At 72.0% G+C, this 18,180-nt stretch carries 17 protein-coding genes and 2 pseudogenes; 9 read left to right on the plus strand and 10 right to left on the minus strand.

Annotated elements, in window-relative coordinates; genetic code table 11:
- Positions 1-33: 33 nt before the first annotated feature.
- Both AS594_RS24280 and ddaH read right to left on the minus strand, forming a co-directional pair.
- A complete protein-coding gene (locus AS594_RS24280) occupies positions 34-267 on the minus strand; it encodes a hypothetical protein (protein WP_240509084.1) in 234 nt (77 codons plus the stop codon).
- A 196-nt stretch (positions 268-463) separates the two neighbouring features.
- Positions 464-1,327, minus strand: a pseudogene (gene ddaH, locus AS594_RS24285) (dimethylargininase); the annotation flags it as partial.
- A 282-nt stretch (positions 1,328-1,609) separates the two neighbouring features.
- On the opposite strand from ddaH, the gene AS594_RS24290 reads away from it, so the two are divergent.
- A complete protein-coding gene (locus tag AS594_RS24290; RefSeq protein WP_069930750.1) occupies positions 1,610-2,173 on the plus strand; it encodes a TetR/AcrR family transcriptional regulator in 564 nt (187 codons plus the stop codon).
- Between the two features lie 220 nt (positions 2,174-2,393).
- Complete coding sequence (locus AS594_RS24295) at positions 2,394-3,167, plus strand: bifunctional DNA primase/polymerase (protein ID WP_069928996.1); 774 nt, start codon at positions 2,394-2,396, stop codon at positions 3,165-3,167.
- A 108-nt stretch (positions 3,168-3,275) separates the two neighbouring features.
- Here AS594_RS24295 and AS594_RS24300 read toward each other — a convergent pair whose 3' ends face one another.
- A complete protein-coding gene (locus tag AS594_RS24300) occupies positions 3,276-4,277 on the minus strand; it encodes an SCO2278 family lipoprotein (RefSeq protein ID WP_069928997.1) in 1,002 nt (333 codons plus the stop codon).
- Between the two features lie 132 nt (positions 4,278-4,409).
- Here AS594_RS24300 and AS594_RS24305 point away from each other — a divergent pair, with 132 nt between their 5' ends.
- On the plus strand, positions 4,410-5,090 hold the full coding sequence (locus AS594_RS24305; RefSeq protein WP_069932229.1) for a PhzF family phenazine biosynthesis protein: 681 nt from the start codon (positions 4,410-4,412) through the stop codon (positions 5,088-5,090).
- Here AS594_RS24305 and AS594_RS24310 read toward each other — a convergent pair.
- Positions 5,087-5,767, minus strand: a complete 681-nt coding sequence (locus AS594_RS24310; protein ID WP_069928999.1) for a biliverdin-producing heme oxygenase — start codon at positions 5,765-5,767, stop codon at positions 5,087-5,089. The genes AS594_RS24305 and AS594_RS24310 overlap by 4 nt on opposite strands.
- Positions 5,768-5,916: 149 nt before the next feature.
- Positions 5,917-6,774 (minus strand): type I methionyl aminopeptidase, encoded by an 858-nt coding sequence (map, locus tag AS594_RS24315; RefSeq protein WP_069929000.1) that lies wholly within the window; start codon positions 6,772-6,774, stop codon positions 5,917-5,919.
- A 58-nt stretch (positions 6,775-6,832) separates the two neighbouring features.
- Here map and AS594_RS24320 point away from each other — a divergent pair, with 58 nt between their 5' ends.
- The gene (locus AS594_RS24320) at positions 6,833-7,069 is read left to right on the plus strand and encodes a hypothetical protein (RefSeq protein WP_069929001.1); all 237 of its coding nucleotides are present in this window, start codon (positions 6,833-6,835) and stop codon (positions 7,067-7,069) included.
- A gap of 263 nt (positions 7,070-7,332) precedes the next feature.
- Here AS594_RS24320 and AS594_RS24325 read toward each other — a convergent pair whose 3' ends face one another.
- Entirely contained in the window at positions 7,333-7,935 is a 603-nt protein-coding gene (locus AS594_RS24325; protein WP_069929002.1) for a hypothetical protein, read from the minus strand.
- 92 nt (positions 7,936-8,027) lie between these two features.
- On the opposite strand from AS594_RS24325, the gene npdG reads away from it, so the two are divergent.
- Together npdG and AS594_RS24335 are read left to right on the plus strand one after the other, a co-directional pair.
- Positions 8,028-8,771, plus strand: coding sequence for an NADPH-dependent F420 reductase (gene npdG / locus AS594_RS24330; RefSeq protein ID WP_069929003.1), 744 nt, complete (start codon positions 8,028-8,030; stop codon positions 8,769-8,771).
- Between the two features lie 13 nt (positions 8,772-8,784).
- Entirely contained in the window at positions 8,785-9,021 is a 237-nt protein-coding gene (locus AS594_RS24335; protein ID WP_240509086.1) for a hypothetical protein, read from the plus strand.
- Here AS594_RS24335 and AS594_RS24340 read toward each other — a convergent pair.
- Positions 9,011-9,805 carry a site-2 protease family protein gene (locus AS594_RS24340; RefSeq protein ID WP_069929005.1) on the minus strand — a complete coding sequence of 265 codons (795 nt, stop codon included), beginning with the start codon at positions 9,803-9,805 and terminating at the stop codon, positions 9,011-9,013. The genes AS594_RS24335 and AS594_RS24340 overlap by 11 nt on opposite strands.
- Positions 9,806-9,911: 106 nt before the next feature.
- Between AS594_RS24340 and AS594_RS24345 the strand changes: the two genes are divergently transcribed.
- Both AS594_RS24345 and AS594_RS24350 read left to right on the plus strand, forming a co-directional pair.
- The gene (locus AS594_RS24345; RefSeq protein WP_069929006.1) at positions 9,912-10,478 is read left to right on the plus strand and encodes a DUF6578 domain-containing protein; all 567 of its coding nucleotides are present in this window, start codon (positions 9,912-9,914) and stop codon (positions 10,476-10,478) included.
- Positions 10,479-10,482: 4 nt separating this feature from the next.
- Positions 10,483-13,819 (plus strand): annotated as a pseudogene (locus AS594_RS24350) (AfsR/SARP family transcriptional regulator).
- 80 nt (positions 13,820-13,899) lie between these two features.
- Here AS594_RS24350 and AS594_RS24355 read toward each other — a convergent pair.
- The 3 genes from AS594_RS24355 to panB all read right to left on the minus strand — a co-directional run bounded on the left by AS594_RS24355 (position 13,900) and on the right by panB (position 16,847).
- The gene (locus tag AS594_RS24355; protein ID WP_069929007.1) at positions 13,900-14,754 is read right to left on the minus strand and encodes an ABC transporter permease; all 855 of its coding nucleotides are present in this window, start codon (positions 14,752-14,754) and stop codon (positions 13,900-13,902) included.
- Positions 14,751-15,791, minus strand: a complete 1,041-nt coding sequence (locus AS594_RS24360) for an ATP-binding cassette domain-containing protein (protein WP_079144422.1) — start codon at positions 15,789-15,791, stop codon at positions 14,751-14,753. The genes AS594_RS24355 and AS594_RS24360 overlap by 4 nt, the downstream gene beginning before the upstream one ends.
- Before the next feature lie 192 nt (positions 15,792-15,983).
- Entirely contained in the window at positions 15,984-16,847 is an 864-nt protein-coding gene (panB, locus tag AS594_RS24365; RefSeq protein WP_028811293.1) for a 3-methyl-2-oxobutanoate hydroxymethyltransferase, read from the minus strand.
- A gap of 309 nt (positions 16,848-17,156) precedes the next feature.
- On the opposite strand from panB, the gene AS594_RS24370 reads away from it, so the two are divergent.
- Complete coding sequence (locus tag AS594_RS24370) at positions 17,157-18,179, plus strand: endonuclease/exonuclease/phosphatase family protein (protein ID WP_079148747.1); 1,023 nt, start codon at positions 17,157-17,159, stop codon at positions 18,177-18,179.
- The last annotated feature ends 1 nt before the right edge of the window (position 18,180 follow it).

Below are 18,180 nucleotides of genomic sequence, written 5' to 3' on the forward strand. Positions count from 1 at the left end.
CCACCTTCTTCCCGATCGATGGATCGTCGGGTGTCAGTTGTGTCCTGGCGGGGCGTGGCCCGAGGGGTTCCGGTTCTCGGTCTCCTGCGTGTGCGCGCCGCCCTTGCAGGTCGGCTGCTGGCCACCGGGCTCATTACCGGACGGGTTGGTACAGGAAACGTCGACCGGCTGGATCTTGGCTTCGGCGATCCCCGCGCCGCCGAGGCCCATTGCGAACGCTGCGGCTCCAGCGGCAACTGCCGCTCCGAGCCGCTTCCTCATCGTCATGCTTGCCATGTTCAGCTCAGCCGCCAGTCTGTTTTCACATGCCGTGCGGCAGAGCGTTCGAACTGTCGCACCTCCCCGATCCACCTTTCTCGGGTGGGCGATATGTGTCAAGTTGTCCTAAAATTCCTCCCTTGCGTCGACGGCCGGGCCACGCGGCGGCATGGCCCGGCCGGTCGCATCCGGGACCCGCGGTCGCTCACTGGGACGGAACGTGCCCGGTGCCGCGCAGTTCCTGTGTGCAGCACTTCACGCTGCCGCCGCCCTTGAGCAGCTCCCCGAGGTCGATCCCCACCGGTTCGTACCCGCGTGCCCGCAGCGGGGCGAAGAGCCCGAGCGCGGTCTGCGGCAGCAGTACGTGCCGCCCGTCGCTCACCGCGTTGAGCCCGAGGGCCGCCGCGTCGGCCTCCTCCGCGATGATCGCGTCGGGGAAGAGCCGGGCGAGGACGGCCCGGCTGCCGGGGGAGAAGGCGCCGGGGTAGTACATGACCTCGTCGTCACGGTCGTCGAGGACGGCCAGTGCGGTGTCCAGGTGGTAGTAGCGCGGGTCGACGAGGTCCAGGCCGATGACCGGGCGGCCGAAGAACTCCTGCGCCTCGTCGTGCGAGAGCGGGCTGGAGCGAAAGCCGCGCCCGGCGAGGATCCACGACGACGTGACCGCGAAGTCGCCCTCGCCCTCGTTGATGTGCGCGGGCTCGCAGATCTCGGTGAATCCGTGGGCACGGAACCACTCCAGGTGCGCCTCGGCCTCCAGGGTCCGCTCCGCGTACGCGAACCGGGCGCCGAGCACCCGCCCGTCGATGACGGTGGCGCCGTTGGCCGCGTACACCATGTCGGGCAGGCCCGGCCTGGGGGTGAGGAGTTCGACGGTGTGGCCGAGGCTCCGGTAGCGGTCGCGCAGGTCCTCCCACTGGGCGAGGGCCAGCGGCAGGTCGACCGGCTTTCCGGGGTCCATCCAGGGATTGATGGAGTAAGTCACCCTGAAGTGCTCCGGGGGGCACATCAGGTAGCGGCGGGGCGAGGCGTCACGAGGCAATGAGGGCTCCTCACGAGCGGCGGCAGGGGCACGGAGTGTGCGTGTGCAGCCATGGTCCGCCGAACGGAGCCGTACCGCAGTGAACCGATCGGGTGGTTCCCGAGTGGTCAGCCCGGATTCACTCAACGAGACGTGACGTCTCGCCGCGCTGGTAGATTGGACCCATGGCCGAGACCGGAACTCCCCGTACCGCACGCACCTCCAGCGCCGCACAGCCCCCCAGCGCCCCGCGGACCACCGGCGCCCCCGGCGGCCCCGGCGGCCCCGGACCCCGACTCCACGCGCCGCAGCGAGCGCTCCCGCCGTGCGATCTACGAAGCCGCCCTCTCCCTCGTCGGCGAGGTGGGCTACCCCAGGACCACGATCGAGGGCATCGCCGCCCGCGCCGGCGTCGGCAAGCAGACGATCTACCGCTGGTGGCCCTCGAAGGCCGCCGTCCTGCTCGAAGCCTTCATCGACCTCGGCGAACAGGCCGCCCGGGCGGCGGGCACCGAGGCGGGCGACTACGCGATCCCGGACACCGGCGACCTGGCGGCCGACCTCAGGACGGTCCTGCGCGCGACCGTCGACGAACTGGTCGACCCCAAGTACGAAGCCCCCTCCCGCGCCCTCGCCGCCGCGGGCGTGGTCGACCCCCAGCTGGGCGCGGAGTTCGTCGAGAAGCTGCTCGAACCGCAGCTCCAGCTGTACGTCGAGCGACTGCGCGCCGCGCAGGAGACCGGCGACGTACGCGCCGGGATCGACCCCCGCATCGCCCTCGAACTCCTCGTCGCCCCGCTCGCCCACCGCTGGCTCCTGCGCACGCTCCCGCTCACGCACGCGTACGCCGACGCGATCGTCGACTACGCGCTCGGCGGCCTCGCGGCACGCTGAGCCGGACCGGGCCGGCCCCACGCCGCCGCCCTGCCGCCGCCTCGGGTGAGTTCGCTCACCACGTTCGCCGCGCGTTCACCGCGAGGTCATTTATCGGGGCAAAGGCGCCAATCGAACCGCCGCTGTGGTATCGGCCCATGTACCCCGGATGGGGACTGCGGCCACCCGAGGCGCAGGATGGTGGCAGCATGGACAGCGCAACGCTGAGGTGAGGGGTTGAATGGGCGCCGACTTCGGCCGCTATCGCGGCACAGAGAGCAGGCAGACAGTGGAAAGCAGGCTTCCCCAGTGGCTGCGCCGCCGCCCGAAGGCCACCGACGCGGACGGCCTGGCCGAGAGCCGTGAGGCCCTGCTCCTGGCCGCCGCCGCCGCGGGTCTGCCGCTCGCCCCTGCCGCGTACCCGGCCGGATACCGATGTTCGTGCGAACGCGTCGGCTGTCCCACGCCCGCCCGCCACCCCGTCTCGTTCGCCTGGCAGACGCAGTCGACGACCGACGCGGCGCAGATCAAGCGCTGGGCGGAGGGCCAGCCGCAGGCGAACTTCATCACCGCCACCGGCATGGTCCACGACGTACTCGACGTCCCCCTCGAAGCGGGCCGCAGCGCGCTGGAGCGGCTGCTCGCGGCGGGAGTCGACGTCGGCCCGGTCGCCGAGTTCGGCGGCAGCAACGGCGACGACGCCCGCCTGCTCTTCTTCACCGCCACCCGGGGGACCCCGGACGACGAGGACGAGTGGTGGCCGTGCGAGCTGGACTGCCATCCCGAGACCATGGACGAGCATCCGGGGCTGCGCTGGCACTGCCGCGGCAGCTACGTCCTCGTACCGCCGGCGAAACTCCCCGGCGAGCACGCGGTCAGCTGGGTCCGCGGCCTCGAACACCCGCTGCCCGACCCGCTGACCCTTCTGGAGACCCTGACCGACGCCTGCGCGCGGTACGTCGGCGAGGACGACCCGGACGATCACCACGCGGTGGCCTGGCCCCTGGGCCGCTGAGCGACCGGCCGCCCCGGAAGGCGGCGGCATCGGGACCTGGCGTATCAGGAGCCGGCGGTACAGGCACTCGGCGGCAGAGAGGCCCGGCCGCATCGGGACCCGGCGCCGTCAGGAGCCCTTGGCGCCCGTGAGGCCCTGGATCCGGGCCAGCACCGTGACCTTCTGCTCGCCCTTGGGCGGCACCTGTGCGACCTGGCTGGACACCCGCTCCTTCGTCAGCCTGGTCCGCGCGGTGCCGGTCATCAACGCCCGTACGTCGGCGTTGAGGTCCAGCCGGACCCCCCGGGCCACGGTCTGCTGCTCGAACTGACGGGTGGCGAAGAAAACCGTCGCCCCGCCGTCCTCCGTGACCAGCCCCAGCGGCGCGAACGCCCCGGCGTCCAGGCGCTGGTCGCGGTACTGGACGACCCGCCCAAGCTGTCGCGCCGACTTCTGACGCGTCTGGCGTACGGCCGAAGTGTGCGGCCCCGGCGCAAAGTTCTCGGGCTTGCCGTCCTGCATGTACGACGCGTACTGCACGCTCAGGTCCTTCGGCGGCACGACGAGATCCGGAGCGTCCGGCCGTACCGGCTCCGCCCAGCCGTCCTCGTCCTTCTTGAACGCGGGCATCTCGTCCGGCGTCAGCACCGACAGGTGCGAGACCTCCCACAGCTGGTCGGCCCCACCGCGTACGAACACCAGCAGCCAGCGCGTGTCGAGCTTGGCCTCGTCCCGGTCGCGGTTGCTGTCGGTGTCCGCGACGAACCACCGGGGCCAGCCCGCCTTCTTGGGGATGGCGTACTTCGCGTCGGTCAGCTCCAGCGGCTCGTGGCGCGGGTTCCCCTGCGGGCTCTGCACCTGACGTGCCCTGAGCCCCGCCTGGTTGATCGCGCCGAGTGGCCCGGTGACCCGCCCCGCGTCGAGGGCCGGGTCGTACGCCTTGTCCGCCTTGTTGTACGCGGCAGTGAAGTCCTTCAGAGCCTGCGCGGCCTCGGACTCCGTCGCCGCCGGTACGACTTCCAGCTCGCCGTGCACTGTCACGCAACCGCTCGCTGTCAACGACAGCGCCGTCGCTGTCGCGAGCGCCGTTCCCAGCCGCCTCAGCGTGCTCCGCCTGCCCAGCCTGCTCATGCGCTGCCTTCTGTGTCTTCGTCCCCACCGACTTCCGGAACCCTACCGGGGACGGGGAAGGCACGAGCGCGGGGATCAGGTACAGCGGCCACACCGTGACCTGGCCGCGGCGGCCGGTGTTTCAATGCCTCCGTGAACGAACTCGACGTACTGCGCGTCTTCTGCGGTCCGGACGGACGCCACGGCAACGCCCTCGGCGTCGTACGCGACGGACGTACGTACCCCGACGAGGCGTCCCGACAGGCACTGGCCGCCGAACTCGGCTTCAGCGAGACCGTGTTCGTCGACGACCCGGAACGCGGCGTCGTCGACATCCACACCCCGGGCCTGCGCCTGCCCTTCGCCGGACACCCGCTGGTCGGCGCCGCCTGGCTGCTCGACCTGGAGGTGGTCAACCCGCCGGCCGGGGAGGTATGGGCGCGCCACGACGGCGAGTTCACCTGGATCACGGCCCGCCCCGAGTGGGCGCCGCCGCGCCGTCTCCAGCGGTACGCGTCGGCCGCCGAGGTCGACGCACTGCCCGCGCCGCCGCCCGGCGACGGCTGGCTGTACGCGTGGGCCTGGGAGGACGAGGCGGCGGGCCGGGTACGCGCCCGGGCGTTCCCGCGCCGCGACGACGGCATCGTGGAGGACGAGGCGACCGGCGCCGCGGCGCTGCTGCTCACCGCCGAGCTGGGCCGCGCGCTGAACATCACGCAGGGCCGGGGCTCCCAGATCCTGACGGCTCCGGGCCCCGGCGCCACGATCGAGATCGGCGGCCGGGTCCGCTTCGCCCGGTCCGCCGGCTTCCCGCAATCCGCCGGTTTCGCCTAGGCGCTGAGGGGGAACTCGCCGCCCAGCTCGCGGAACACCGCGCCGTTGAAGTCGAAGGCGCGCTTGCACTCGTCGATGATGCGCTGCTTCTCCAGGTCGTCCGCGTTCACCCGGTCCAGCAGCTCGCGGTAACCCCGCTTGAAGGCGGCCGGGTTGGAGATGTCCTCGAAGACGTAGAAGCGCACACCGTCGCCCTTGCGCTCGAAGCCCCACGTCCGCTCCGCCTTGTCGCGGATGATCTGGCCGCCGGACAGGTCGCCGAGGTAGCGCGTGTAGTGGTGCGCCACGTACCCGGCCGGCCAGTCGCGCGCGCATTCGGCGACGCGGGCGGCGTACGCCGCGGTGGCGGGCAGCGGCACGGCCCGCGCACGCCAGCCGGCGCCGCGCAGGTGGGCGAGGTCCCGCTCCAGCTCGGCGGTACGCATCAGCTCGGGCTGGATGAACGGTCCCGCGACCGGGTCGTCCGCGAGCGACTCCGCGGCCTCCTCCAGCGCCCGGTACACGAACCACAGCTGCTCGGTGTAGCGCGCGTACGCGTCAACGGGCAGCTTCCCGCCGAGCAGGTCGCTCATGAAGGACGAGGTCTCCGCCTCCGTGTGCTGCTCGTGCGAGGCGACTCGGATGAGCGTGGAGAAGGGCGTCTGGGCAGTGGCTGCGGCTGTGACGGTTGCGTCCAAGGCGGACCTCCGGGGACCGAGGGGTACGGGAAAGGAGGACGTGCGGTGGCAGCACGCGCAGCCGCCACCGCCGATCTTCCTACTTAGGCTTGCCTAAGTCAATGAGTTCCCGACGACCTGTCGGTAAAAACGCTACCGCGCCGACCGGTTCACGGCAGCGTGAGGATCTCCGCGCCGGTCTCCGTCACCACCAGCGTGTGCTCGAACTGAGCCGTCCGCTTCCGGTCCTTGGTCACGACCGTCCAGCCGTCTTCCCACATGTCGTAGTCGTGGGTACCGAGCGTGAGCATCGGCTCGATGGTGAAGGTCATGCCGGGCTGCATCACCGTCGTCGCGTGCGGGCTGTCGTAGTGCGGGACGATCAGCCCGGAGTGGAACGACGAATTGATGCCGTGCCCCGTGAAGTCACGCACCACCCCGTACCCGAAGCGCTTGGCGTACGACTCGATGACCCGCCCGATGACGTTGATCTGGCGCCCCGGCCTGACCGCCTTGATGGCGCGGGCGAGCGACTCGCGGGTGCGCTCGACGAGCAGCCGCGACTCCTCGTCGACGTCGCCGCAGAGATACGTCGCGTTGTTGTCGCCGTGCACGCCGTTGATGTACGCCGTCACGTCGAGGTTCACGATGTCGCCGTCGCGGAGCACCGTGGAGTCGGGGATGCCGTGACAGATGACCTCGTTGACGGAGCTGCACAGCGACTTCGGATAGCCGCGGTATCCGAGGGTAGACGGGTACGCACCGTGGTCGATCATGAAGTCGTGGGCGACCCGGTCCAGCTCGTCCGTGGTCACACCGGGCGAGATGTGCTTGGCGGCCTCCTCCATCGCCTGCGCGGCGATACGGCCCGCGACGCGCATCCGCTCGATGGTGTCGGAATCCTGGATCTCCGGGCCGGTGTACGGCGTCGGCGCCGGCTTCCCGACGTACTCGGGACGCCGGATGTTGCCGGGAACGGAACGGGGGGGAGAGAGCTCCCCTGGTACGAGCAGCGACTGGCCAGACATGCAAGCGAGTGTATCCAGCCGCCATCGGGCAGCATGGCGACAGAGGAAGGAGCCGACGATGGCCCTGTTCAAGAAGCGCACGGCCGGAAAGCCGGGCGAATGGTTCTACTGCCTGGAGCACAAGAAGGTCGAGGAGGGGCCCGAGTGCCCGGCCAAGGACCGTTTCGGCCCCTACGCGACGCGTCAGGAGGCGCAGCACGCCATGGAGACCGCGGCCGATCGCAACCTCCAGTGGGAGACGGACCCGAAGTGGCACGACAAGAACGGCCCGCAGCAGGGCGGGGAAGACGCCTGAGGCGGCCCGCGGCGGGGCCGCTGTCCTGAGGGCGCCTCGTACGGGGCTGCGGCGCTGCGGCGGCTTCTACGGGGCCGCTGTCGTGAGGCGGCCGGTACGGGCCGCCGTCACGAGGCACCTCGTACGGGGCCGGCGGCCCGACGGCGCCTGTACGGGGCCCCCGCCGCCGCGTCTCTCCCCCCGGCCCGACGGCGCAGGCGTCGGAGGGTGCGGGCGGGTGCCGGACTGCCACCGCCCGGGCGGCGCCGTACCCCCGGGTCCTCCTACCAGCGCCCCGGCGGCGGCGCCGTCAGCTGGTCGGCCAGGCGGGAGAGCCGGTCCCGGAGACGGCGCGGCCCCCGGGGCGCGGGCAGGCTGTTCTCTCCCGCCGCCGCACTCACCAGGTGCTGCACCGTGTCGAGGTCCACGTCCCCGTCGCCGGGGACCGAGAGTGCCTCGTGCGCCAGCCCGTGGATCTCCCGGTCCCCTCCGTCCAGCGACAGCACGGTCGCCCCGGCCCGCCGCGCGTCGTGCACCCGCTCCAGCAGCCCCGCCCCCGGCCGCTCCGGCGCCACCACGAGCAGCGTCTCGCCCCGCCCCGCCGCCTCGATCCTGCCCAGCCCCACCGACAGGTGCGCCGGCTCCCCGGGGCGCACCCGGTGGCGTACGAGCGTGGGATTCAGTTCCGGCAGGCCGGACCACGCCGCCTCGTCGACCAGGTGCGCGGCCAGGTGCCACGGCTCGTACACGTCGGTCCCGACCAGCAGCAGCCCGCCGCCCTGCGGCACGACCGACGACCGCAGCGCCCCGGCGAACCGTCGCGCGGCCGGCAACCACTCGGTCCCGTCGAGGACTTCACGCAGCAGGGCGACACGCACGGCATCCATGCCGCCGCATCCTGCCGCACCCCGGCTCGGGTCGCCCGCGAATGCGTCCGCCTCACCCGTACGAGCGTGCTACCTGCAAGTAGGGTCGCCCCATGACTTCCACTGACAACAGCACCGGCAGCACCGGCGGCGCGGACGGCGCCCAGAAGCCCGCCGCCAAGGCCGCCAAGGACCCGTGGGACCTGCCCGACGTGTCCGGCCTCGTCGTCGGCGTGCTCGGCGGGACCGGCGACCAGGGGCGCGGCCTCGCGTACCGCCTGGCCAGGGCCGGCCAGAAGGTGATCATCGGCTCGCGCGCCGCCGAGCGGGCGCGGAGCGCCGCCGACGAGCTGGGCCTCGGCGTGGAGGGCGCGGACAACGCGGAGTGCGCGCGGCGCAGCGACATCGTGATCGTCGCGGTGCCCTGGGACGGTCACGCCAAGACGCTCGAAGCGCTGCGCGAGGAGCTGAGTGGCAAGCTCGTCGTCGACTGCGTGAACCCTCTCGGCTTCGACAAGAAGGGCGCGTACGCCCTGAAGCCCGAAGAGGGCAGCGCCGCCGAGCAGGCCGCCGCCCTGCTGCCGGACTCGCGGGTGACGGCGGCCTTCCACCACCTGTCGGCGGTCCTTCTCCAGGACGAGGCGATCGAGGAGATCGACACCGATGTGATGGTGCTGGGCGAGACCCGCGCCGACACCGACATCGTGCAGGCTCTGGCGGGCCGTATCCCCGGCATGCGCGGCGTCTTCGCCGGCCGGCTGCGCAACGCCCACCAGGTGGAGTCCCTGGTGGCCAACCTGATCTCGGTGAACCGCCGCTACAAGGCGCACGCGGGTCTGCGAGTGACCGACGTATAAGCACGATCGGGGCATGGTGGACACTGGACCGGAAGCATTCGCACCCGGACAGGAGCCGCCCCCCATGCCCCGCCTCGCTCTGTACGCCTTCGTCGTCTGCGTCCTCGCCGTGGCCGCGGCGGTGGTGTCCTTCGTCCAGGGCAGCTGGCTCGGGATCGTGTGGGTCCTGCTGGCCGGGGTCGCCTCCAACATGGCCTGGTACTACGTACGCAAGGCGAAGGCGGGCCGGGGAACCCCCGTCAGGGGCTGACCGGCGCCCCGGTCTCCGGCTCGCCCTCCCAGAACTGGTAGTACTCCCGGCCCGTCCGCCAGTCGTCGACCCCCAGGCCCCGCAGCACGGCGTCGACCGCGTCGAAGAACAGCCCGCCGACCTCGGGAATCCACAGGACGGCGAAGATCAGCAGCAGCCCGAACGGCGCGAGCGGCTCGACCTGGCGGCGGATCCGGTACGACAGCCAGGGCTCGATCACGCCGTATCCGTCGAGCCCCGGCACCGGCAGGAAGTTCAGGATCGCGGCCGTGACCTGGAGCAGGGCGAGGAATCCGAGCGCGTAGCGGAACGGGTCCGGCACGCCGTCCAGCGCGTCCAGCCAGAACGGCGCGGTGCAGACGACCGCGAACAGCACATTCGTCAGCGGCCCCGCCGCCGAGATGAGGCTGTGCTTCCAGCGGCCCTCGATGCGGCCGCGCTCGATGAAGACGGCGCCGCCCGGCAGGCCGATGCCGCCCATGATCACGAAGAGCACCGGCAGCACGATGCTGAGCAGTGCGTGCGTGTATTTGAGTGGATTGAGGGTCAAATACCCCTTTGCCTGTACCGAGATGTCCCCGCTGTGGAGAGCGGTGCGGGCGTGCGCGTACTCGTGCAGACAGAGCGAGACGATCCACGCGGACGTGACGAACAGGAAGACGGCGAAGCCCGTACTACCCGAGAACTCCGTCCACACCGCCCAGCCGGAGACCGCCATGACGGCGACGATCCCGAGGAACACGGGACTGATCCGCCGGTCGCGACGGGTGAGGGCGGTGGTCATGTGCGGATCTCCAGGGGTGGGCGCGGGCCGGACAGCAGGTCTACCTACCCAGCGGGACTACGAAAACGTCTCGCGCGGCGGTGGTAGTTCCGGCGAAGCTGCACGCATGGCGCTCTGGCGAATCTTGTACGACGACTGGCAGATGGAATGCTGCGGTGAGCCGTTCTCGGTCGGCGACGAAGTGCGGTGGCGGCTGTCGCTGCGCACGCCGGAGGATCCGACGTTCCCGGACGGGTGGGAGGAAAGCTACAGCGAGCTGGAGCCGGTGGCGGGAAACGCCCGGCTGGTGGGCGGCCCCGGCGTCATCGCTCTCCGCGCCGGCCCCGACCACGGGAAGTGGCCCGCCCGCCCCGGGCCCGTCGTCGGACTCCTCGCCGTCGAGACGCACGGACCCGGACCTCGGGACGTCCCGGAGACCACCGGGACGGTCCGCTCCATCCGCATCGTGACCGAGGGGTACACCGAGACGCACGCCGGTTCGCGTTCGTACGAACCGGTGGCCGGCGAACGGTGGCTGCGGCCGGTCGGCACCTGCCCCGACTGGTTCGGCAACGAGACCCGGCCGGACCGTGACGGCCGCGGCTACCGGCACGACGAGACGGGCGTTCTGGTCGAGCTGGAGACACCCGGCGACGGTCACGGCGGCCCGGCGTCCGCGCTTCCCGGACAATAGGGCCGTGCGCTACCGCATCCTCGGCCCCACGCAAGCACTCCGCGACGACGGCACGCCCGTCGCCGTCGGCGGAGCGCGGCTGCGTGCCCTGCTGACGGTCCTGGCGCTGCGTCCCGGCCGTACGGTCACGGCCGGCGCCCTCACCGACGAGGTGTGGAACGGCGAGCCGCCGGCCGACGCGACCGGCGCCCTCCAGGCACTGATCGGCCGCCTGCGCCGGGCCCTCGGCCATGCGGCGATCGCCTCGGCCGACGGCGGCTACCGCCTGTGCGCAGCCCCGGAGGACGTGGACCTGTACCGCTTCGAGCGGCTGGCGCGGGAGGGCGCGGCGGCCCTGGAGCACGGCGCCCCGGCCAAGGCGGCGGAGCTGCTCGACGAGGCGCTGGGCCTGTGGCACGGCCCGGCCCTGGCCGGCCTCCCGGACCGCTCCGCCGAAGCGGCCCGCTGGGAGACCCGCCGCCTCGCGGCCCGCCGCGCCCGCCTGACCGCCCTGCTCGCCCTGGGCCGGGCGGAGGAGACGCTGCCGGAGCTCGCGGCCCTCTGCGACGACCACCCGCTCGACGAACACCTCCACGCCCTCCGCCTGCGCGCTCTGCGGGACACCGGGCGTACGGCGCAGGCTCTGGCGGCGTACGACGAACTGCGCCGCGACCTGGTGTCCCGCCTCGGCACCGACCCCTCCCCGAGCCTGCGCGCACTCCACGCCGAACTGCTGGCCGCGCCCGCCCCCGGCCCCTGGGACGAGCCCACCACCGCCCCGCAGGCCGCCGTCCCCACACCCCCGCCCCGGAGCCCCGGCGCCCGACGTGGCCCCCGCACCCGAAAGGGCCTCCGCGCACGGCAACCTGTGTGCTCGACTGACGTCCTTCGTGGGCCGCGAGAGCGACATCGCCGCCATCACCGCCGACCTCGGCCGGGCCCGCCTGGTCACCCTGCTCGGCCCCGGTGGCGCCGGAAAGACGCGGCTGTCGCAGGAGGCGGCCGAGGCCGCCGACGGCGCCTGGCGCGACGGCACGTGGCTCGCCGAACTCGCCCCCGTCGACGACCCCGACACCGTGCCCGAAGCCGTACTCGTCGCCCTCGGCGCGCGCGAGACAGTGCTGCGGGGCGCCGGCGCCGAGGAGCTGCGGGCTGCGGACCGGCACGGCGACGATCCGCTCGTACGCCTGGTCGAGCACTGTGCCCGCCGTCAGATGCTGATCCTGCTCGACAACTGCGAGCACGTCATCGACGCCGCCGCCCGCCTCGCGGAGGAACTGCTGGCCCGCTGCCCCGGCGTGACCGTACTCGCCACCAGCCGCGAACCGCTCGGCGTCCCGGGCGAGATCGTCCGGCTCGTGGAACCGCTTCCCGACCCCATGGCGCTGCGCCTGTTCGCCGAACGCGGCGCCGCGGCGAAACCGGGCTTCCGCACCGACGACGACCCGGCCGCCGCCGCCGAGATCTGCCGCCGCCTCGACGGACTGCCGCTGGCCATCGAACTGGCCGCCGCCCGCCTGCGGATGCTCACCCCGCGCCAGATCGCGGACCGCCTCGACGACCGGTTCCGGCTCCTGACCGGCGGCAGCCGCACCGTACTGCCGAGGCAGCAGACGCTGCGCGCGGTCGTCGACTGGTCCTGGGACCTGCTGGACGAGGAGGAACGGGCGGCCCTGCGGGCGCTGTCCGTCTTCGCGGGCGGCTGCGACCTGGCCGCCGCCGAAGCCGTGATCGGCCCCGACGCGCTGGACCTGCTCGGCTCGCTCGTCGACAAGTCGCTGGTGGTCGCGACCCCTTCGGGCGACGGCGCGATGCGCTACCGCCTGCTCGAAACCGTCGCGGAGTACGCCGCGGAGCGCCTCGACGAGGCGGGCGAGCGCCCCACCGCCGAGCGCCGCCACCTCGTCCACTTCCGCGAGCTGGTGCGCCACGCCGACCCCCTGCTGCGCGGCCGGGAACAGCTCGCCTGCATGAGCCGCCTCCAGGTCGAGTACGAGAACCTGCGCACCGCCCTGCGCCGCGCCGTCGCCGCCCGCGACGAGCACGAGGCACTCTGCCTCGTCCTCTCCCTCGCCTGGTACTGGACGATCCGCGGCCTGCGCGCCGACGCCCGCCACTGGTCCGGTGCCGCCGCCGCACTCGGCCCCGACCCCTTCGCCCCGCCGTCCGTCCCCGCCCCCGCCCTGCACGAGCGGTGTACGGACGCGCCGCCGCCCATGGCGCACGAGCAACTGCTGGAGGCCAGACGGGGGGCCAGGCTCATCCACCTGGCGAGCATGAACCACGAGCTCGACCAGTGGACCACGGAAGAGGCGGCGGCGTGGCTTCGCCGCGTCACCGAGGTGTACCGGCCGGGCCTGCCGCAGACCTGCCGGATGCCGGGGACGCACTGGCTCTACGCGATCATGCTGACCGGCAGCCCCGGCCAGCTGTACGAGGTCGCGAACGAGACCGTCGCCGCCTGCCGCGAGTACGGCTACGTGTGGGAGCTGGCCATGGCCCTCCAGCTGCGGGCCAACCTCCTCGCGAACCGGAGCGACTGGGCCGGCGACGCGAGCCGCGACGCCGACGAGAGCCTGGAGATCTTCACCCGGATCGGCGACGCGTGGGGCGCGGCCGAGGCCATGGCCGCGCGCGCCGAAGCACGTGAGCGCAAAGGTGAGTTCGCCCTCGCCGCCGAGGACTACCGCGCGGCGATCGGTCACGCGGATCTGCTCGGCGCGCAGACGCAGGTGCTGCTGCTGCGTGCCCGGCTCGCGGGCGTACTGGGGGAGACGGGCGACGGCGAGGAGGCCGAGGCGATGCTGCGCGACGTCCTCGCCAGGGTCGAACACCAGGGGCACGAGTCGGAGCCAGCCGCCCGCCTCTTCCTCGCGATGCGGCTCGGCCGCACCGGCCGTACCGCCGAGGGACGGGAACAACTGGAGCTGATGCGCCGCTCCTTCAACCGGCCCAACCTCGCGATCTTCGAAGGGTTCGTCATCGGCCTGCTGGCCTGGATGGACAACCTTGACGGCCGGTACGACGAGGCGCTCCGCCAGGCCCGTGAGGCGCTGGAGCGTGCCCGTGAGCCGCTCTCCCGGATGGTCGCCCCGCAGATGCCCGCAGTGCACTTGATGACGGCGGCCCGCGCGCTGGCCGGGCTGGGCGGCCCGGCCCGGGCCCGTGCCGCCGCGCGGCTGGTCGGCGCGTACGCAGGGCTGCTGCCGCCCGGTCACTTCGTCACGGCGCAGGACCGGGAGGCCCTGGCGGACGCCGAGGCGGCGGCCCGCGCCGCGCTGGGCGACGCCGCCTACGAGGCGGCATACGCCGAGGGCGGCGGCCTGACTCTCGATCAGGCCGCCGCCCTCGTGGCCCCCTGACGCGATCCGCCAACGAGCGCCGGACCCGAGGGCTTCGGGTCCCGGATCTCACGACCCGGGACCCGGCCCCCGGTCCGACGTCACGTCTTCTTTCGGAACTTCGAGATCGCGAGCGGAGCCGTCACCAGCGTGATGACCGCCGCCCAGACCAGCACCATCCACACGTCGCGGGCGACAGGCCCGCCGATGAACAGCCCGCGCGCAGCGTCGGCCAGAGCCGACAGCGGGTTGTAGTCGGTGAAGGTCCGCAGCCAGCCCGGCATCGTGGACGGCGGGGTGAAGATCGAGGAGCCGAACTGCAACGGCATCAGCACGAGCATCGCCATGCCCTGAACGGCCTGCGCCGTCTTCACGGACAGCCCGATCAGGATGAAGACCCACATCAGTGAGGCTCCGAAGGCGAGCGAGAGCCCGATTGCCGCCAGCACGTGCAGCGGCGACGTCTCGACCGACATGCCCAGGATGAAGCCCACGGCCAGCAGGATCGCGAAGGCGACCATCATCCGGCCGACCTCGACGACGATCTTCGCTATGAGGACGGAGGACCGGGCGATCGGCATCGTACGGAACCGGTCCATGACCCCCTTCTGGAAGTCCTCGTTGATGCCGGTGCCGACCGCCATGGAGACGTTCAGCCCCATCATCGCCATCAGGCCGGGGACCAGGTAGCTGACGTACTCGTCCTGCTTGCCGTTGCCCGCGACCGCGCCGCCGAACACGAAGACGAAGAGCAGGGTGAAGACGATCGGCATCAGCAGGACGTCGAACATCGACTGCGGATCCTGCTTGATCTGGAGGGTGTTGCGGCGGGCGAGCGCGCCGATGTGCCGCAGATTGGCCCGCAGCCCGATCCGGCCCTCGCCGTCGTGGGCCTTCACGGGCGCCGGCGCCGGCGTCTGTTCCGTCGCCGGCGGTGTCACTGTCGCCGCGCTCATGCCGCGACCTCCTCGCGCTTGTCGTCGGCGGCGGTCCCGACCGTTCCGGCCGCCGCGTCGCTCGTCTTCTCGCCCGTGATGGCCAGGAACACCTCGTCCAGGCTGGGCAGATGGGTCCCTATGTGCGCGATGCCGAATCCCCGCGCCCCCAGCAGGCCGACCACCGCCGTCAGTTGCTCGTCGCTCAGGATCGGTACGTACAGCAGCCCTTCGCCGGCGTCGACCTGCGAGCCCGCGATGCCGTCCAGCCCCGCCTCGCGCAGCGCCCGCGCCATGGCCGGCAGCAGCGCCGGGTCGGACGGGCGGACCTCCAGGGTGCGGCCGCCGACCTTCGCCTTGAGTTCGTCGACCTTGCCGCCCGCGATGACGCGGCCCCGGTCGATGACCGTCAGCTCGCTCGCGAGCTGTTCGGCCTCCTCCATGTACTGGGTGGTGAGCAGGACGGTGACCCCCTCGCCCACCATCCGCTTCACCTCGTCCCACACTTCGTTGCGGGTACGGGGGTCGAGTCCGGTCGTCGGCTCGTCCAGGTAGAGCACGGCGGGCTGCCCGATCATCGACGCCGCCAGGTCGAGGCGCCGCCGCATGCCGCCGGAGTACTGCATCACCGGCTTCTTCGCGGCCTCGGTGAGCGAGAAGCGCTCCAGCAGCTCGTCCGCCCGCAGCCGCGCGTCCTTGCGGGACAGATCGAGCAGCCGCCCGATCATGTACAGGTTCTCCCAGCCGGCGAGCTTCTCGTCGACCGAGGCGTACTGCCCGGTCAGCCCGATGGTGCGGCGGAGCTGCCGGGGCTGCTTCACCACGTCGTACCCGGCCACGAAGGCCGTGCCGGCATCGGGCTGGACCAGGGTGGACAGGCAGCGTACGAGAGTGGTCTTGCCCGCGCCGTTGGGCCCGAGGACTCCGAGCACGGTGCCTTCCCGTACGTCCAGGTCCACGCCGTCCAGTGCCTTGGTCTCGCCGTAGTGCTTGACCAGCCCCCTTACCTCGACGGCGTTGGCCGCGCCGCCTGTGGGCCTCTTGTCGAATCGCGTCATGCCGACTATCAGAACAGCTGCCACTGACAAACCGCCGACAGACCACTGACAGACCGCCGACAGACCACTGACAGAATCGCCCGCCGGCCCCCCGCGGACGACGCCCGCGCCTACCGGCGGCGGACACGCCGACAGCCCGCCGATGGGGGATGTCGGCGGGCTGTCTGTGGTGCGGCAGTGGCTCGGTGAGTCCTAGTGGAAGGTGTGCTCCTCCTGCGGGAACGTTCCGCCGACGACATCGCCGGCGAACGCCTTCGCCGCGTCCCCGAGGGTCTGCCGCAGGTTCGCGTACTGCTTGGTGAAGCGCGGCACCTTGCCGCCCGTCAGACCCGCCATGTCGGTCCACACGAGGACCTGCGCGTCCGTGTCGGGCCCCGCGCCGATGCCGACGGTCGGGATGTGCAGCGAGCGCGTCACCTCGGCGGCCAGCTCGGCCGGTACGAGCTCCAGCACCACAGCGAAGGCGCCCGCGTCCTGCGCCGCCTTCGCGTCCCGCAGCAGCTGGTGCGCGGCCTCGTCACTGCGGCCCTGGACCCGGTAACCCATGGTGTTCACGGACTGCGGAGTCAGGCCGAGGTGCGACATGACCGGGATGCCGGCCTTCACCAGCAGCTCGGTCTGGGCGTGCGAGCGCTCACCGCCCTCCAGCTTCACCGCGCCCACGCCCGCGTCCTTGATCAGCCGGGTCGCGTTGCGCAGGGCCTGGACCGGGCCTTCCTGGTACGAGCCGAAGGGCAGGTCGCCGACGATGAGGGCGCGCCTGGTGCCCCGTACGACGGCGGCGGACAGCAGCGTCATCTCGTCCATCGTGACGGGCACGGTCGTCTCGTATCCGAGGTGACAGTTGCCCATGGAGTCGCCGACGAGCATGACCGGGATGCCGGCCTCGTCGAAGACGGACGCGGTCATCGCGTCGTACGCGGTGAGCATGGGCCACTTCTCACCGCGCTCCTTGGCGGCGGCGATGTCGTGGACGGTGATGCGGCGAGTGCCCTTGCCGCCGTACAGCGCCTTGCTGCTGTCGGCGGAAGTCTTCTGGGCAGCCTGAAGCGTCATGACCAACGGCTCCTTCGAAATCTCGAGGCGCCCTGACGGCGTCCCCGGACCACGTCCATGGTGGCATCCCGGCGGTGCTCACGGGAAGTGGGGGCTCGCCGCCGTCCTCGGACACTGGCTGGTTTGTGCGCGTTTCGTTACAGGGGTCCCGTGACGCGCCCGGACCGGAACCCCTCACGCCGCACCGTCGTCCTCGTGGCAGTACGGCCGTCGTGTGGCGACGGCGGGGAAAGACACCGGCCATCCCCTAGGGTCAGACCCGGGGGCGCGGCGGTGTGCACGGGCAAGGCAGTCAGTGAGGGCAGCGGAATGACGCAGGCGTACATGACGGACACGGGGAACGTCAGCTCAGGGCCTGAGCGTCCCGGATCCCGGATCCGGCGTCGCCTCGAAAGCCTGCGTCACGATCGCGGCATCTGGCGGCGCGGCATCCTCCTCGCGCTCTGCGCGCTCCTGCTCACCCTGCTGATGATCTTCCACGCGGAGATTCCCAACAAGATCGGCAACCTCGGCAGCCTTACCGAAACCTTCCTCCCCTGGCTGGGCCTGGGTATTCCGCTTCTGCTGGCCGCGGCTCTGCTGCGCCGCTCGGCGACCGCGCTCGTCGCCCTGCTCCTGCCGGCCGTGGTCTGGCTCAATCTCTTCGGCGGCCTGCTCACCGACAAGGCGGGCCCCGGCGGGAACCTCACCGTCGCCACCCACAACGTCAACGCCGACAACCCCGACGCCGAGGGCACGGCCCGCAAGCTGGCCGATTCCGGCGCCGACGTGGTGGCACTGGAGGAGCTCAAGGCAAGCGAGGTCCCGTCGTACGAGAGCGCGCTGGCCGACACGTACAAGTACCACTCGGTGCAGGGCACGGTCGGCCTGTGGAGCAAGTACCCCATGAGCGACACCGGGCCCGTCGACATCAAGATGGGCTGGACGCGGGCGATGCGCTCGACGGTCTCGACCCCGGCGGGCGACGTCGCGGTGTACGTCGCCCACCTCCCCTCGGTACGGGTCAAGGTCAACGCCGGGTTCACGGCCGGCCAGCGCGACGACAGCGCGGACGCGCTGGGTGAGGCGATCGCCCGCGAGCCGGTCGGCAAGGTCGTCCTCCTCGGCGATCTGAACGGCACCATGAACGACCGGGCCCTGAACGCCGTCACCTCGCAGATGCGGTCCACGCAGGGCGCGGCGGGCGACGGCTTCGGCTTCAGCTGGCCGGCGTCGTTCCCCATGGCGCGGATCGACCAGATCATGGTGAAGGGCATCACACCGGTGTCGTCGTGGGCGCTGGCGGACACGGGCAGCGACCACCTGCCGATCGCGGCGCGCGTGGAGATCTGAG

Source organism: Streptomyces agglomeratus, assembly GCF_001746415.1.
Lineage (GTDB): Bacteria > Actinomycetota > Actinomycetes > Streptomycetales > Streptomycetaceae > Streptomyces > Streptomyces agglomeratus.

What these genes read in the sequence shown, in the direction of transcription:
- AS594_RS24355 (WP_069929007.1), bottom strand. Translation starts at nt 14,754, where the DNA reads ATGAGCGCGGCGACAGTGACACCGCCGGCGACGGAACAGACGCCGGCG.
- map (WP_069929000.1), bottom strand. Translation starts at nt 6,774, where the DNA reads ATGTCTGGCCAGTCGCTGCTCGTACCAGGGGAGCTCTCTCCCCCCCGT.
- npdG (WP_069929003.1), top strand. Translation starts at nt 8,028, where the DNA reads ATGACTTCCACTGACAACAGCACCGGCAGCACCGGCGGCGCGGACGGC.
- AS594_RS24300 (WP_069928997.1), bottom strand. Translation starts at nt 4,277, where the DNA reads ATGAGCAGGCTGGGCAGGCGGAGCACGCTGAGGCGGCTGGGAACGGCG.
- AS594_RS24320 (WP_069929001.1), top strand. Translation starts at nt 6,833, where the DNA reads ATGGCCCTGTTCAAGAAGCGCACGGCCGGAAAGCCGGGCGAATGGTTC.
- AS594_RS24370 (WP_079148747.1), top strand. Translation starts at nt 17,157, where the DNA reads ATGACGCAGGCGTACATGACGGACACGGGGAACGTCAGCTCAGGGCCT.
- AS594_RS24325 (WP_069929002.1), bottom strand. Translation starts at nt 7,935, where the DNA reads ATGGATGCCGTGCGTGTCGCCCTGCTGCGTGAAGTCCTCGACGGGACC.
- AS594_RS24335 (WP_240509086.1), top strand. Translation starts at nt 8,785, where the DNA reads ATGGTGGACACTGGACCGGAAGCATTCGCACCCGGACAGGAGCCGCCC.
- AS594_RS24360 (WP_079144422.1), bottom strand. Translation starts at nt 15,791, where the DNA reads ATGACGCGATTCGACAAGAGGCCCACAGGCGGCGCGGCCAACGCCGTC.
- panB (WP_028811293.1), bottom strand. Translation starts at nt 16,847, where the DNA reads ATGACGCTTCAGGCTGCCCAGAAGACTTCCGCCGACAGCAGCAAGGCG.
- AS594_RS24295 (WP_069928996.1), top strand. Translation starts at nt 2,394, where the DNA reads ATGGGCGCCGACTTCGGCCGCTATCGCGGCACAGAGAGCAGGCAGACA.
- AS594_RS24345 (WP_069929006.1), top strand. Translation starts at nt 9,912, where the DNA reads ATGGCGCTCTGGCGAATCTTGTACGACGACTGGCAGATGGAATGCTGC.
- AS594_RS24340 (WP_069929005.1), bottom strand. Translation starts at nt 9,805, where the DNA reads ATGACCACCGCCCTCACCCGTCGCGACCGGCGGATCAGTCCCGTGTTC.
- AS594_RS24280 (WP_240509084.1), bottom strand. Translation starts at nt 267, where the DNA reads ATGACGATGAGGAAGCGGCTCGGAGCGGCAGTTGCCGCTGGAGCCGCA.